The organism is Paraburkholderia tuberum STM678, from assembly GCF_902833905.1.
Classification (GTDB): Bacteria; Pseudomonadota; Gammaproteobacteria; order Burkholderiales; family Burkholderiaceae; genus Paraburkholderia; species Paraburkholderia tuberum.
The window spans coordinates 16,770-30,197 of the sequence record NZ_CADFGP010000053.1; the positions used below are offsets into that span (position 1 = coordinate 16,770).

Here is a 13,428-nt window from a genome sequence, read left to right on the forward strand (position 1 = left end):
GCCGATCCGAAAGACTCGTGAGCGTCGTCTTACTGGCTCTTCACAAGCATCATCGTGATCCCAGTCCCACCCTGATCGGCATTGCCAGGAATTCGGCATAGTTGCCGAACTTCGACTCCCGGATGGACAGTATCCCGTTAACGAGGTCAACGTCGGACCGGTCGAGTCGAAGCGCTTCGCCTGGCCTGAGGCCCGTCGCTACAAGAAGCCCTATGAGCGTCGAATAGGTCAGTGCCCGCATGCCGGTTCGGGAGCGCAGTTGAGCGGCCTGGGTCATAAGCAGGTCAATTTCCTGCTCAGTGTATATATGCGGTGTATTGCGCCGTCTGCGGGCAGTCAGGAGTCCTGCTGGAGGAATCTGGTTTCGACTGTCAATGACGTTCATCCATCTGGCGAATCCTCTGACTTGGGAGAGGCGACGCCCCCAGGTGGCACGTTCGACGAGTACAGGAGTCGTCGCCCAGCGCAGAGCCAGATCGGTGGTAATGAACTCGGCGCCTTCGCGTTCCAGAAGATCAACGAAATGACCGAGTGCCAACGCAGGTTCATAGAATGACGCCCCGAGAGCACGGCGGACCGCCACGTACCGTGTGAGAGAGTCGCGGATCGCAGTCATATTGCACCTCCTGCCACGGGCCATGAGCGCGCGATTCCACGCAGGTCTTCAAACGCGACCTTTGCATAGATCGCGGTACTGTCCTGTGAGCGGTGTCGCAAGACCTCGGCTATTTCTGCCATCGAGGCACCGTGGCGAATCATCGTCGTCGCCAGACCGTGACGGAATAGATGTGCGGCGCCCCGGCACGCGGGGCTGAAACCGGCACGCGCGAAGGCCAGATGAACAATCTTGCCAATGGCCGCCGGTCCAGCCAAACCAACGCGAGGTGCCCATATGCGAAGAAAGACGCGGCGCGATGCGCTCGCTCCGCGACCATCGCGGAGGTATATTGCGATTGCTTCTCCAACCTCCGATGGAAGGGGGACATGCTCGACCATTCGCCCCTTGCCATGAACGACGAGTTCTCCCGAACGCCAGTGAATGTCGTCAAGCTCGATTGCGACGATTTCTCCGGCACGTAGACCGAGCCGCGCCAACAACAGCAGGATTGCATAGTCGCGGCGCCCAGTCGGAGTCGAGCGGTCTGCAGATGCAATGAGGGCTTCTTGCTGCTCAGGCGTGAGGAACGTCGGCACAGTCGACTGTCGCCACTTACGAACCGAAGGCACTGACTCATACAGGTCTCGGGCCGTATCGCCGCGCAAAAACAGGAAATGGCAGAACGAGCGAAGCGCAACTGCCACCAGCCTCGTGTACTCCGCCGATTGACCTTTGCTGTAGGCAAGGAAATGATCTCGGATCGTTACGGCGTCAAATGCATCGGGCAATATACTTCCGTCGTTGGCCGAGTGGCTGTCGAGAAAGTCGCGAATGAAGGGGCCGTAGACGAGCAGAGAGTTCTTAGCGAGTCCACGATCCTGCCTCAGATAGTCCAGGTATCGGCGATAAATGTGCGCGATCGCGGACTGGCCGCCCCAACGTCGGCGAACACACAATGGCTTCCGCGCGCAGATAGGCGAGAAACTGCCGTAATGTGGGACGCGCACGCTGGACGCGATCTCGTGATGCGTCGATCATGCGCTTCATAAAACGAGCCGTGACAGACTCATCGAGATCAATCAGGTCGATGTTCCTGTTCTTCATCCACCCAGAGAACGCACACAGGACTCTTCGTTTCTTGCGAAGCGATACCTCGGAATAGTGTGCCGTCCGTAGACGATCAAGAAATGCATCGATGTGATGAGCCGGCAGCCCGCCGGATTCGCTGACTGTGCGTGTCGCATTCATCTGATCTCTCCTGGCCAGCACCATAGCCAGCCTGAGAAATCATACGTTTATGCCGACACAGCGATCATGAAAGGCCATACCCATCGCCACGCGCATGCATGACGCGGCATAATTGGGGAGTCGGCATAATTGGGTTCATGCCGCTAATGGCATGACAGGGGTTGTTCGATATGGGCCAGTTGCCGTCTTCAACGTAACGGATCAGCTTCGGCCACTGCCCGTGCAGATAGGTCAGCGCCTTGCCGAGCAGACTGTTGGGGACGACGCCAGGCGAGTGCTCAAGCATCAGCTTTTCGATAACATCGAGTACGCACGCGCTGTATCGTCGCCGCAATCGCTGTCGTCGCCCAGCCGTCCACGTCTGGCTTCGCGCTTCGGCCGCGAACAGTTTTCCGATCAGGCTGATGAAGCGTGTCGCGAGCAGATCGGGCGGGCGCGCTGCTTTGGGGACATTGTCTTCCGCCTTCACAAAGTACCGTCTTGCGTGCGTCCAGCATCCGAGGTGCACGAGCTGGTACTGTTCAGCGATGCCGTTGTAGGGTTCGTATCCATCGGTCATCAGGGCGGCACCTTTACGGACACCGGCAAACAGCCTGTCAGCCAGCCTGGCGCCACGACCTGGCGTATAGGTGAAGCAACGGATGGGGATGCCCGAACCGGTCATCTGCGCCCACAGATAGCTTTTCGTTTGCGGCTTTCGCCCTTGCTCCTTCAGGACCTGGAACGTCGTCTCGTCGCCGTAGATCAGTTCGGCATCGAGCAGCGCATCGCGCATCAGGTTGATGACGGGTTGCGTCGCAAGACCGACGCGGACCATGCTCGCGGCAATCGTGTTCGACGAGATGTCGCCGCCGAAGCGACGCAGCAGACCGGCCTGGCGATAGAGCGGCATGCCGAACTGGTACTTGCCGGTGGCGATCCACGCGAGCGCCGATTCACTCAGCAGCCCCCGCGGGATGATACGGGGCGGTGCCGGCGTAACCTTGATGCCGAGATCGCAACATGGGCAGGCGTACTTGATACGCTGATGCTGGGTGACTCGCAACTGCTCGGGAATGACATTGAGCTGCTCACTGATCTCGACGCCGATCTCGACGAGCGCGTGTCCGTCGTGATCGCAGAAGCGCTCTGCCTCAGGGAGTTCGTGTCGCACGACATCACGCGGCAGATTGGGATCGAGAGGCTTGCGGTGGCCGCGCTTCTTGCGCTTGTGGGCCGCGACCTCGGTTCCGGGGGTATCTTCCTGCGCGGGAGTGGCGTTCGCACCGAGCGCTTCGGCTTCGTTGAACAGGCCGAACTGGTCCGAGGCACGCGCTTCGCTTTTCGCGCCAAACAGTTCGCGACGGTAAGCGCGCAGTCGTTCCTCGGCGAGATCGCGCTCAGCTGTCACGAGGCGCAGTGCGCTGCGAACCTCCTCATGATCGCGCTGAAGCGAACCATAGGCCTCTCGCATCGCGAGCAGTGCCTTGAGTTCGTCGGCGTCGATGATCACGTTGATCGGCATACCGCTTAGACCGGCACGCCGGTGACGTGTTCAGCTCACGCGTGCATAATTTCGACTGGGATGTCGCTGGACTGCGGCAATGTCGATGCCCTCGATAAGCCAGTGCAACTGCTCGACGCTCAGTGTCGCGACCCGGTTCGCGCTGTCAGGCCACACGAAGCGATCGTTTGCCTCGAGTCTCTTGAGCATGAGCCAGAAACCGTTGCCTTGCCAGCCCAGGATCTTGATGCGATCGCATCTCCGGTTGGTAAACACATAGAGCGAGGAATCCATCGGGTTCAAATGCATGGCCTGCTCCACGAGAATCGACAGGCTGTTCATGCCATACCGGAAGTCGACGGGTTCCCGATGCAGGTAGACCTTCAGGCCTTCGTCGAACCGGAACACGGCATCCTCCCCAGCATCTGGACCACGGCGGTCAGTTCGTCGATGCTCGCCTCGCCGAGATCAAACTCGACGCCGTTGGACAGTCGCACATGCAGTGCGAGCGTCAGCGATGGCGATGGCGATGGCGATGGCGATGGCGATGGCGATGGCGACGGTGACGGTGACGGCGACAGCGACAGCGACGGCGGTGCGGTTGGCAGTGCTGGTGGTGCTGCAACGACAGGCACGAATGCCGTGGGCGAGGCGACAGGTGGGGAGCGTTTGCGCGAACCCGGGATGTCAATGGGCGCGCCATCAATCACCGCGAGCGCGCCCTCCAGTACGATTTCCTCCGGGGCATGCGGACGTTCCTGTTCGCCGGTAGCATCATCCTGCGATGCCGGGGAGATGCCTTTCTCGCGCTCCAGCAGGTACTTCGTGATCCACTTGCGTAGCAGGTTGGCGTTGATCCCGTGCTCCTGCGCCAGGCGGGCAACCGACACACCAGAACGCAGCGCTTCCTCAACGAGCGCACGCTTGCCTTTATCGTCGTAACGACGGCGACCGTCGCTGCTGCGTCGAACTACTCTTAACTCTGGATCTTTGTCAGCCATAGGTGTCCACCTCCGAATAGGTGGACACCTATGCTCCTCGCTCCTGTCCCCAGCGGCTAGACGCCGAAAATGGATCGCTTACAAACGACCTGCAAGACCGCCTCGGCGATGGCCGCGTCCGCGCGTGTGCCACCGAACGCAATACAACGCGGTTGTCCCTTGTCCAGCCAGCCGCGATGACAGCTATAGCGCAAGGCGTCGTGCCTGTTACCCGTGTAGTGTAGCGTCAGCCTGCTCGCGCAGCGCCGGCAGCGCAACAGTCCCGCCAGCAGGGCCTCACCGTTCTTCGGGGCGCCAGCGTGTCCGGCCAGACGCAGGTTGCCACTGATCGTGCACTGGATCCGTTCGAATTCCTCCCAGTCAACGTACCCGTCGTGGGCATTGGGAATGAGCGCAAGCCACTGATCCCGCGGTTCGCGGCGATCACGTTTGCGCGGTTCCCCAGGCTCGTAATGGATCGCGCATTCGGTCTTGCCATATGCATACGTGCCACCGTAGATCGAGTTGGTCAGGATCCGGTACACCGTGCCGTAGCTCGGCCGTTTCCATTGGATTTCGCCGCGCGGCGTGCATGCCGGCAACTGCAGGCCGTGCTCCAGGAACCATAACAACGTCTGACGCACCGAACCAATCGCGCCGAACTGGCGGAATACTGAGCGGATGGCGTCCTGCACGCGCAAATCCGGATCCTTCTCCAGGCGCGGAGCGCCTGGACGACGCATTGGACCATCTCGTCGGTGCCGAACTGGTGTTCCGGCACGGGGCACCACCGGATGCGGAATACACCTTCAAGCACGCCCTGGTGCAAGATGCCGCGTACAGCTCCCTGCTGCGGGACCGGCGACAGCAACTGCATGCCCGCATCGCCATGGAGCTCGAGAATCATTTTTCTGACGTAGCGGAGCAACAACCGGAAATCCTGGCTGAACACTGCGCCCAGGCCGGATTGACTGCAAAGGCAGCCCGGCTGTGGCTGCGTGCCGGTCACAATACTGCAAAACGCGCCGCACATCGGGAGGCGTCGGTCTTGTTCGAGAAAGCCCTGACTGCCCTTGCGGTCCTGCCGTCCTCGGCCGACACACTCGGAGAAATCATCGACATCCGATGGGATCTTAGCCACTCCCTGCATGCGCTCGGAGAAGTGACACGGAACCGCGCGAATCTGGAGAACGCGAAAGATGTTGCCGAAGGGCTTGGTGACGAGGTACGCCTATCGCGTGTTCTATCAAGGCTGGCTTTCGCGCTCGGTTCGCTAGGCGATTCGATCGGCGCCGTCGAGGCAGGGGAACGCGCCCTCGCGTTGACGGAGCGGCGAAGCGACCCCGATGCGAAGGCTTGGGCGACCATGATGCTGGCACGATCACGGTATGGCTGCGGAAACTATGAGCGCGCGATGGTGCGTGCTCGGCAGGCGCTGGCACTCCTACATGAAGGCCATGGCCACGGCCTCGGACCCGATGAGACTTACGTGAAATACACGCGCGTCAACGCTCGTATCTGGCTGGTGCTGTGTCTTGCCGAACTTGGCCGGTTCGACGAGGCTGCTGCCCTTGGACAGGAGGCGATGGACATGGCCCGAGGGATAAATGAGCCAGAGCAACTGATCTTTGCTGGCCACGGTGTCGGACGGATGCACCTTGTTCAAGGCAATCTCGACGTTGCTGTCGAGACACTTGAGCCCGCATTGGCCATGTGCAAGGCTGAGTTTCCATACTACGTTCCCCGAATAGCCTCCTGTCTGGGGGCGGCGTATGGCTCGCTGGGCCGGACCAAGGAGGCACTGGTTCTTCTGAAAGAGGCAGTTCGCCAGGCAGCGGCGAGCAATTTAACGTTCGGACATTCGCTCGTGCTCTCGATTTTCGGTCGAGTGTGCCAGCTCGCTGGTCGAGAGGATGAAGCCCTTGCTCATGCACATCATGCCATTGACCTGGCACGAGCCTCCGGCGAACGAGGCAACGAGGCCTGGGCCGGGTGCCTGTTGGGCGATCTTGTCTCGGATGGCAACGCTACTGCACCTCGGATTGAGGATGCTCACAATCACTATCGCATGGCGTTGATGATCGCCCACGACCTCGGAATGCGTCCTTTGCAAGCACAGTGCCTATATGGCCTGTCTTGGCTGCAAAAGATGGGCGGAGATAAAGCATTGGGCGAGAGAAGTGCAGCAGACGTCGCATCGCTTTGCCGGGAAATGGGCATCAAACCATTGACTGGCTGAACATCGTCACGACCACCTCCTCCAGGTGCCACTTGTCGCCGCGACCCGGCGCTGTCGAACGGATACGCTTCGCGACCGCCAGACCGAACTTCGTCGCCCAGCACCGCACGTTTCGTACGTAAGCTCGATTCCCCGTGCCGCCAGCATCTCCTCAACCATGCGCAGGCTGAGCGGGAAGCGGTAGTACAGCCACACCGCGTAGCTGATGATGTCCGGCGGAAATCGATAGCCCTTGAACGAAATCGGCGCCTCGGCCGACAGCAAAACGGAAACGGAAGCTTTCTTTATGCCCCATTATATTCGTCGACCCCGGCGCCAACTTGACAATACCCCCTCGTGTCCAGTGTCGAGATTCCGACTGCCTGCTACGCGCGAAAACTGACCTAAATCGGTAGCGTTCCCGTTAAATACATCGAAGTCCGCCGGGTCGAGGCTGCGTTTCAGGTGATCGGAACGCTGCCAGAAGGCAAAACTCGTCCACGGAGGGGGCACGCGTGGCTGGCGGCCCTGGGTCCAATCCGCAATCCAGAGGGGATAGCGAGCGAATGCCGGCGAGTTCAGGTACCGCTGACCAAAGGCCCAATCCGTGTAGATCACAGGCGTACACTTCATCGTCTGTGAGACGTGCTTAAGCGCCGCAATGATCGTGCGCTGGACCTGCTCTACGGGAGGATAGGCCTGAGGCTTGTTGAGTCTCATTTCTTCGAAGTCAATGGTCAGGCAGAGATCTCGCGCTCGGGCCTCGCCCAGAGCTCGCACCGCACCGTCGACCTGCTCGACGGGGTCCTCGTCGAGCCGCAGGAAGAGATAGCCGCCCCGGTACAACGAACGGTGTCCCATGATCGCCCAATTGATGCTGAATTCCGGGTCAAGCCGGGTTCCATACGCGACTCGGGCAAACGCAAAGTCGAGATGCCGCACCGCGGCAAAAGACGGCCTCCGCGCCGGCCTTGCCTCCTCCGGACCATTGCGACACATCCAGGCCGTGGGCGTTGCCTGGCATGCTGTCCACCTTTACCACGGCGTCGTCGCCGTTTCGCAAGGGAAGAACGCCTGTCGCATCCAGCGCGCCAAGAGTTGGTGCAGCCACGGCGGCGCGCGGCGCGGGCGCCGGCAACGCGTTCGAAGCTACGCCGGTGGAAGCCGGCTGGGTCGTAACCGACCCGCGACCAACCGGTTGTGACGCGACTGCAACTGGGGCAGAAGACGACACGCGGCCGACCGCGGCGGAACACGCCGTCGACACGCCAAGCATCAAGGCGGAATTCACCTCATCCGGTATGCGAAAGCACCACGCAGCGATCGCGGTCAAAGCGCTTGCGCCGAGGACGACCGCGGCGGCGATCGTCCCCGCCCGCGGCAGAACGCGCCGGCGCCGGGTCGATGCATCTGGCGTCGTCTCGGCAGAACCTGGCGCGTTGTCCGACTGCGTATCCGTTGAACCATGAGTCAACGCATCATGTTGTCGCTCGCGGGCGCTTCCATGAGGGGGCGCCAGATCGCGCGGCGTCGGTGGTGCAAGCGCCGCCTGCAACGCCGCTCGCTCCGGTGCGCGCAGCATCAGCATGCCGTGCGTGGCGCTGCTGATCAGGTCGTACGCGTCCTGCGACAAGCAGATGCTGCGGTAAACGACCTCCCCCTTCTGGTTCAAAATTGTTGCCGGGTCATCGGTATAGTCCCCGGCGGAATTGATCACGATCCGAGGACGACCGGTCGCGACCTCCACGTGGGGATCCTGAAATGCCGCGCCGATACAGCGCACCTGTCCGCGCTGCGTTGATGATGTCTGAAATCTGAAGGCGAACCCATCTGCCACCAAGCCTTCGATTAACATCGCAAGCGCCAGCGTACGCTCGAAGCCACTGAGTGAGCGCGTGAGGCGGTCAATATTCGATACAGTCATGACATGGTGTGGCGAGGATGCGCATGATCGCTTCCGGTTAGGGACGGTCGGCAGCTGCCTCGCCGTCGGCTGCTGACAGCGATGCTAGGCGGCGGGCATCGGAGACGACTCTAATCGTCCTGTGCTATAGCGGTTTGAGGAGACTCGCCGTCGTCACATCGATTTTGGCCGCCGCCGCAACAGTGCCGGCCGTATCGCCCGGGCGGCTCATAGACCATTGGTCCGCTGCTGCTGCGGCGTTCTTTGCAGGTATATTCGTCGGATTCGCTCTGGAATAGGCCAATGCCGCTTGCGCCACTGCGCGACCATTGAAGTAGACGCTCGGGAACTGGGGCCTCTGTTCCTGTACTGCGCACGCCGCCCAAAACACTCTGACCGTTTTCCCAGCCGATACAGCAGCCTTTACACGACCAGTCACAATCGGGTTGCTCGTGAGAAGGTCGGCGAGAAGGGCGTCCGCGTTGACGAGAACTACTGCGCTGTTCCCTTTGGCTGCCCAGCCGTTGATCGCGCCTGCCTGCGCGCCGATGTCGTGCAGGATTAGGTTGGGTGCCTTTGCGCCGGCAGCGTAGACCGTGACGAGGCCCAACGCCGCGAAATCGTCATAGCCCTTCGGCGGATGAATCAGCGCACCGCGGTTCACCGGGGTATTCGACAGCAGCATCCCGGCAGCGCTGACCGTCATTGCTGAGCCGACCGTCTGAGAGATGTGCAATTCAACACCGGCCGGAACAGTAAAGGTTGCTGCACCCCCCCTATACGTGCCGTGTCCAACAATAATCGCATCATCCTTAGTTGTACTGATCATAACGTTTTAAAATTCCAAAGTAGGCGTCTGAACGCTACCCGTGACGGTGCAAGCAGCAGCGCATCTTTGTGCGTGCATGTCACAGCTACGACCAGCGTGCCAGCGATGCTGTGATTCTGGGTTTGACTGGATGCTGTGATTCTGGGTTTGACTGTTTACCTGACCAGCAGCCGAGCTAGACGCTTGCGATGCAAAATCATCGCCAAAAATATCAACCTGACCGCTAATGAATGTTGCGATCTTCGACGCATGCGTGCCGGAATTCTGCGTATTCTGATCAAGCGCGAAGTACTGGCAGTTCATATTCAGGCTGTCGGCCGACAACGGCATCTGCTTGATTTGCGTGTGGTTGTAATCGATCGGACTCTCGACGGAGCCAGTGATCGAGCCAAGCTTTGCCTTCAGCGGCTGGATCGCTTTGAGCGATGCGATCTTGGCTTTCGCATATTCTCCCGCCGCAGTGGCGATCTGCTTGCCCATATCGACGGACTCTGAGTCGACGGCTGACGTGTCCACTCCCATGCCCGCGAGTTCTTGCGAGGTCATGTCGAGGGAACGCTTGGTCGAGATCATCGAGTTGAGCGTGTCCTCGGCGGCATCCGCGGGCGCCTGCGCTTGGGAGATTTGCTCCAACGTCACCAGGCGGGCAGCACTGACGAGGTTTCCGAGCGCTAGCGCCGGATCGTAGGGGATGGTAGACGGCATGATTCAAAGACTCTAGGCGATTGACGATGCGTGGTGATGAGCTGGACGCCCGCCAGTTAAACTACGATGCGGCCGCGTGCGCGGCGGTATGCCCTTCTTCCTCTTCGCGGTAGGCCTTCAAGGGGTATGCGTCCTTTTCGTGCAAAATCTGGCGGTCTCCCCCGGTGAGCCGCATCCAGCAAGGCTTTCTGTTTGCGCGAGCGATGCACCAAGCTCGATCTTGCAAGTCGTTGAAAAATCAGGGCATTTCAGAGAAAAGCTCCAGGTTTTGCACGAAAAGGACGCATACCCCTACAAGCTCAGCCTGCGCGACCTGGTCGAGATGATGGCCGGGCGCGGTTTGTCGCTGCTCCCGCTGTCTGGAATGCCGTCCTGTTCAATCGATAAGGTATCCATACCGATAGGAAAAATCTCGGCCTGACCAGCCATTTGCACCATGTATGGACGACTCCCTGTTGTCAAGCAGTCCGGGTTCTCTGGCATTGGGTCGAGATTGCAGCCATGTATCCGGGCTCAGTTCGCAGCACTCGCTGCTGGCCCGCGATGTATATCCGCGAATGGGTACCCCATCAGAACCTCGGGCCTGGTTGCCCATGGTGCAAAGCGGGTTTGACCCACCATGGTCCGACCGTTGTGTCATCGAATTGAAGTCTGCTCAAGCAACCTCTGGAAAGTGGACGCTGTCGCGATGTTAAACGCTGGATCTGTCAATCCGTCGTGCTGGATCGTGTCGGCACGTGGCTAGCCTGATAGGCCTGACCTCGTATCAGCATGGCCCAGGCTGTCCGCGCATTCTTTGCCGCGAGCTCTACGGCAGCGATGTTTTTGTGTCGGCGTCGACACAGTTTCATCAGCCAGGAGTCAGCCATCTCGGGCTTGGAGGCTGCCATGCGTATAACCGCGCGGGCGCCGTGAATCAGAAGCGTTCGTAGTGCTGTATCGCCGCGCTTGCTGATGCCCAGCAGGTGCGGTGTCCCGCCCGAGGAATGCTCGCGTGGGACCAGACCCAGCCATGCAGCGAGTTCACGGCCGCTGCGAAAGGCTCGAGGGTTCCCGATTGAGGCTGCCAAGGCCGATGCGGTGAGCGGGCCGATTCTGGGTATGGTTTCGAGAAGTTGGCCGGGCGCATCCGTACGATGGATCGCGCGGATACGCCCTTCCAGTTCAGCCACCTTGTCGCCAAGTTCGCGCAGGTGCTCGACGAGCATCTGGACTAACGCACGGAACGGCTCGCAATGCTCACTGTCGTGACTGGATAGCGCCGCTATGGCCCGTTGCCCCAGCAGCCGGATACCTTGTGGCAGCGCGATGCCGAATTCACCGAGAAGACCACGGATCTGGTTGGCCAGTGCTGTGCCCGACTTGACCAGCCCGGCGCGTGCGCGGTGCAGCGACAGAATTGTCTGTTGCGCCTGCGTCTTGACCGGTACGAAGCGCATGTGCGGTCGCTGTATTGCCTCGCAGATCGCTTCAGCGTCGGCCGCGTCGGTCTTGTTGCTCTTTACGTAAGGCCGGACGAACTGCGGGGCGATCAGTCGAACGGTATGCCCGAGCTTCGCGAGCTCCCGGCCCCAGTAGTACGACGAGCCGCACGCTTGCATGCCAATCACGCACGGTTCAAGCGATGCGAAATACCGAAGCACATCCGCGCGTCTCAGCTGTTTGCGTACAACAATGTGGCCTTGCAAATCCACTGCGTGAACCTGCAGCAGATTCTTGGCCAGATCCAGTCCAACAATCGCTATCTTCATGATGAACGCTCCTTTGCCGTGGATATCTCGACCTCTCCACTCTGGCATAAATCTCTCGCTGCGTAGCGGGAGTCGTCCATCACATCAGAACCGCCGTATGAACCGTCCGTGCCTCCTCGCCTCGCATCATGAGGCAGGCACCGCGCCGAGTCCTGCCCGTTGCCGGGCAATGCCGCTGTCCTAGCCGGAAGTTGTGTGACGCGCGCCAGATTGTCGTCTTTCATCGCATGTGCATGCCGCCGTTGATGGCGAAATCCGCGCCGGTGACAAAACCGGCGTCGTCAGAACAGAGAAAGGCCACTAGGGCTGCGATTTCGTCCGGTTGACCGAGGCGGCCCACCGGAATCTGCGGGAGGATCTTCGTTTCCATCACGTCCTTGGGGACCGCCGCGGTCATCGCCGTGGCAAGGTAGCCAGGTGATACCGTGTTGATGGTCACGCCGTGTCTGGCCACCTCCAGCGCGAGCGACATCGTGAAGCCGTGAATGCCTGCCTTGGCCGCCGCGTAATTGGTCTGCCCGAACGCGCCGCGCGCGCCGTTCACCGAACTGACATTGACGATCCGCCCGAACTGCCGCTTGAGCATCCCGCCGAGCAGCGGTTTGGTCATGTTGAACATGGAATCGAGATCGGTGCGCAGCACCTTGTCCCAATCTTCCTTGTTCATCCTGACAAAAGTCGAGTCGCGGATGATGCCCGCGTTGTTCACCAGAATGTCCACCATACCGAATTCGGCGAGCACGCGCTCGGCGCAATGGGCGCACGAATCGAAGCTGGAGACGTCGGCCTCATAGGCGACGAAATGGCGACCGGCATCGCGTTCATGGATGAGCCAGGTGGCAACGTGATCGTTGCGCTCGGAGTGCGACATGGCGACCACCATGCCCGCATCGTGAAGACGCCGACTGATCGCGGCGCCCAAGCCACCCATGCCACCGGTAATGAAAGCTACGCGCTTAGCCGGCATGATGCTCTCCCTGCTCCGGACGGTTGCTGGAGGCCGGCGATTTAGCCGAAGTCACCGGCGTAACCTGACTGGAGACGTCGCCTCGGCCCGCTTGTCCGTAGGCCATGCCCGCCGCCGTGCTTGCCATACGTCGCAGCCATTCCTGCCACGGCAGCATGACCGGATTCATGGGGGCATGCGTCGGCCATTGCTCGCTCCAGGCCGATTGCCAGCTCGCCAACGCTTCGCGCAGGCCTTCGCTGAATTGGCTTTGCAGTCGCACGGCAGAGTCCAGCCCTTGCTGCCAGAGGTTTGTGGTGGTCGCCATGTAATCGCGCACCGTGGACTGGTAAGACGCCGAGAGTTCGCTCCAGTCATGAGCGGTCGACACCGCATTGCGAATGGCATGCGCCGCCGCCAGATCGCGCCGGATGCGCTGCATCTCGAACTCGGAAACCTGCTGCCGGGCTTCGTGGCTGAAACTCACCATTTGCAGCGCAAACGAGAGATTCGCGCGGTCCAGATCGAAGGGTGTGACGGATTTGCCTGCCATGATGGATCATCCTGACGTGATGAAGCGGTCCGCATGCATGCAACGAGAGGCTGCGGAAAATGCGTGCGCGGCAGCAGTGCGTCCAATGTACACGAGGCAGTCAGAAGCTGGTTGACCCGTGTCAACCGCGAGATAGTTTTCCGCGAACGCGAACGCGAACGCGAACGCGAGCGCTTTGCGTTGTCCGTCGGCCGTTTCGCCGTGCGTTCTGATG

Annotated in this window: 15 protein-coding genes and 2 pseudogenes; 2 read left to right on the top strand and 15 right to left on the bottom strand. The window is 60.5% G+C overall.

The window, feature by feature from the left end; all coding sequences use genetic code 11:
* Window positions 1-49: 49 nt before the first annotated feature.
* The 7 genes and pseudogenes from HWY30_RS32235 to HWY30_RS32260 all read right to left on the bottom strand — a co-directional run bounded on the left by HWY30_RS32235 (window position 50) and on the right by HWY30_RS32260 (window position 5,052).
* Window positions 50-616, bottom strand: coding sequence for a tyrosine-type recombinase/integrase (locus HWY30_RS32235; protein WP_244145090.1), 567 nt, complete (start codon window positions 614-616; stop codon window positions 50-52).
* The gene (locus HWY30_RS42010) at window positions 613-1,386 is read right to left on the bottom strand and encodes a site-specific integrase (protein WP_244145091.1); all 774 of its coding nucleotides are present in this window, start codon (window positions 1,384-1,386) and stop codon (window positions 613-615) included. Before HWY30_RS42010 ends, HWY30_RS32235 begins: the two co-directional genes overlap by 4 nt.
* Before the next feature lie 73 nt (window positions 1,387-1,459).
* A complete protein-coding gene (locus HWY30_RS42015; RefSeq protein ID WP_244145092.1) occupies window positions 1,460-1,846 on the bottom strand; it encodes a hypothetical protein in 387 nt (128 codons plus the stop codon).
* Between the two features lie 154 nt (window positions 1,847-2,000).
* Window positions 2,001-3,350 (bottom strand): annotated as a pseudogene (gene tnpC / locus HWY30_RS32245) (IS66 family transposase); the annotation flags it as partial.
* Window positions 3,351-3,380: 30 nt separating this feature from the next.
* Window positions 3,381-3,737 (bottom strand): IS66 family insertion sequence element accessory protein TnpB, encoded by a 357-nt coding sequence (gene tnpB / locus HWY30_RS32250; RefSeq protein WP_090812713.1) that lies wholly within the window; start codon window positions 3,735-3,737, stop codon window positions 3,381-3,383.
* Window positions 3,713-4,330, bottom strand: coding sequence for a transposase (locus HWY30_RS32255; protein ID WP_090812712.1), 618 nt, complete (start codon window positions 4,328-4,330; stop codon window positions 3,713-3,715). The genes tnpB and HWY30_RS32255 overlap by 25 nt, the downstream gene beginning before the upstream one ends.
* Before the next feature lie 56 nt (window positions 4,331-4,386).
* Complete coding sequence (locus HWY30_RS32260; RefSeq protein WP_244145093.1) at window positions 4,387-5,052, bottom strand: recombinase family protein; 666 nt, start codon at window positions 5,050-5,052, stop codon at window positions 4,387-4,389.
* On the opposite strand from HWY30_RS32260, the gene HWY30_RS32265 reads away from it, so the two are divergent.
* Window positions 5,052-6,548 carry an ATP-binding protein gene (locus tag HWY30_RS32265; RefSeq protein ID WP_244145094.1) on the top strand — a complete coding sequence of 499 codons (1,497 nt, stop codon included), beginning with the start codon at window positions 5,052-5,054 and terminating at the stop codon, window positions 6,546-6,548. The two genes, HWY30_RS32260 and HWY30_RS32265, sit on opposite strands and share 1 nt — an antisense overlap.
* A gap of 1 nt (window position 6,549) precedes the next feature.
* On the opposite strand, the pseudogene HWY30_RS42020 reads toward HWY30_RS32265, so the two are convergent.
* The 5 genes and pseudogenes from HWY30_RS42020 to HWY30_RS32285 form a co-directional block, all read right to left on the bottom strand.
* Window positions 6,550-6,812 (bottom strand): annotated as a pseudogene (locus HWY30_RS42020) (IS6 family transposase); the annotation flags it as partial.
* A gap of 30 nt (window positions 6,813-6,842) precedes the next feature.
* Window positions 6,843-7,526 carry a GH25 family lysozyme gene (locus tag HWY30_RS32270; RefSeq protein ID WP_090812711.1) on the bottom strand — a complete coding sequence of 228 codons (684 nt, stop codon included), beginning with the start codon at window positions 7,524-7,526 and terminating at the stop codon, window positions 6,843-6,845.
* Complete coding sequence (locus HWY30_RS32275) at window positions 7,417-8,451, bottom strand: hypothetical protein (protein WP_143037368.1); 1,035 nt, start codon at window positions 8,449-8,451, stop codon at window positions 7,417-7,419. Before HWY30_RS32275 ends, HWY30_RS32270 begins: the two co-directional genes overlap by 110 nt.
* Window positions 8,452-8,575: 124 nt before the next feature.
* Window positions 8,576-9,259 (bottom strand): putative adhesin, encoded by a 684-nt coding sequence (locus HWY30_RS32280; protein ID WP_176078984.1) that lies wholly within the window; start codon window positions 9,257-9,259, stop codon window positions 8,576-8,578.
* A 6-nt stretch (window positions 9,260-9,265) separates the two neighbouring features.
* Window positions 9,266-9,964, bottom strand: coding sequence for a hypothetical protein (locus tag HWY30_RS32285; RefSeq protein WP_090812708.1), 699 nt, complete (start codon window positions 9,962-9,964; stop codon window positions 9,266-9,268).
* A gap of 88 nt (window positions 9,965-10,052) precedes the next feature.
* Between HWY30_RS32285 and HWY30_RS32290 the strand changes: the two genes are divergently transcribed.
* A complete protein-coding gene (locus tag HWY30_RS32290) occupies window positions 10,053-10,385 on the top strand; it encodes a hypothetical protein (protein WP_090812707.1) in 333 nt (110 codons plus the stop codon).
* Between the two features lie 286 nt (window positions 10,386-10,671).
* Here the strand turns inward: HWY30_RS32290 and HWY30_RS32295 are convergent, their stop codons facing one another.
* The 3 genes from HWY30_RS32295 to HWY30_RS32305 form a co-directional block, all read right to left on the bottom strand.
* Complete coding sequence (locus HWY30_RS32295; protein ID WP_090812706.1) at window positions 10,672-11,715, bottom strand: IS110 family RNA-guided transposase; 1,044 nt, start codon at window positions 11,713-11,715, stop codon at window positions 10,672-10,674.
* A gap of 220 nt (window positions 11,716-11,935) precedes the next feature.
* Window positions 11,936-12,682 carry a beta-ketoacyl-ACP reductase gene (locus HWY30_RS32300; protein ID WP_090812705.1) on the bottom strand — a complete coding sequence of 249 codons (747 nt, stop codon included), beginning with the start codon at window positions 12,680-12,682 and terminating at the stop codon, window positions 11,936-11,938.
* The gene (locus HWY30_RS32305; protein WP_090812704.1) at window positions 12,672-13,214 is read right to left on the bottom strand and encodes a hypothetical protein; all 543 of its coding nucleotides are present in this window, start codon (window positions 13,212-13,214) and stop codon (window positions 12,672-12,674) included. The genes HWY30_RS32300 and HWY30_RS32305 overlap by 11 nt, the downstream gene beginning before the upstream one ends.
* Window positions 13,215-13,428: the final 214 nt, after the last annotated feature.

Coding starts and splice junctions, on each gene's coding strand:
- HWY30_RS32235 (WP_244145090.1), bottom strand. CDS start 616: ATGACTGCGATCCGCGACTCTCTCACACGGTACGTGGCGGTCCGCCGT.
- HWY30_RS42015 (WP_244145092.1), bottom strand. CDS start 1,846: ATGAATGCGACACGCACAGTCAGCGAATCCGGCGGGCTGCCGGCTCAT.
- HWY30_RS32255 (WP_090812712.1), bottom strand. CDS start 4,330: ATGGCTGACAAAGATCCAGAGTTAAGAGTAGTTCGACGCAGCAGCGAC.
- HWY30_RS32260 (WP_244145093.1), bottom strand. CDS start 5,052: ATGCGTCGTCCAGGCGCTCCGCGCCTGGAGAAGGATCCGGATTTGCGC.
- HWY30_RS32270 (WP_090812711.1), bottom strand. CDS start 7,526: ATGTGTCGCAATGGTCCGGAGGAGGCAAGGCCGGCGCGGAGGCCGTCT.
- HWY30_RS32275 (WP_143037368.1), bottom strand. CDS start 8,451: ATGACTGTATCGAATATTGACCGCCTCACGCGCTCACTCAGTGGCTTC.
- HWY30_RS32280 (WP_176078984.1), bottom strand. CDS start 9,259: ATGATCAGTACAACTAAGGATGATGCGATTATTGTTGGACACGGCACG.
- HWY30_RS32285 (WP_090812708.1), bottom strand. CDS start 9,964: ATGCCGTCTACCATCCCCTACGATCCGGCGCTAGCGCTCGGAAACCTC.
- HWY30_RS32290 (WP_090812707.1), top strand. CDS start 10,053: ATGCCCTTCTTCCTCTTCGCGGTAGGCCTTCAAGGGGTATGCGTCCTT.
- HWY30_RS32295 (WP_090812706.1), bottom strand. CDS start 11,715: ATGAAGATAGCGATTGTTGGACTGGATCTGGCCAAGAATCTGCTGCAG.
- HWY30_RS32300 (WP_090812705.1), bottom strand. CDS start 12,682: ATGCCGGCTAAGCGCGTAGCTTTCATTACCGGTGGCATGGGTGGCTTG.
- HWY30_RS32305 (WP_090812704.1), bottom strand. CDS start 13,214: ATGGCAGGCAAATCCGTCACACCCTTCGATCTGGACCGCGCGAATCTC.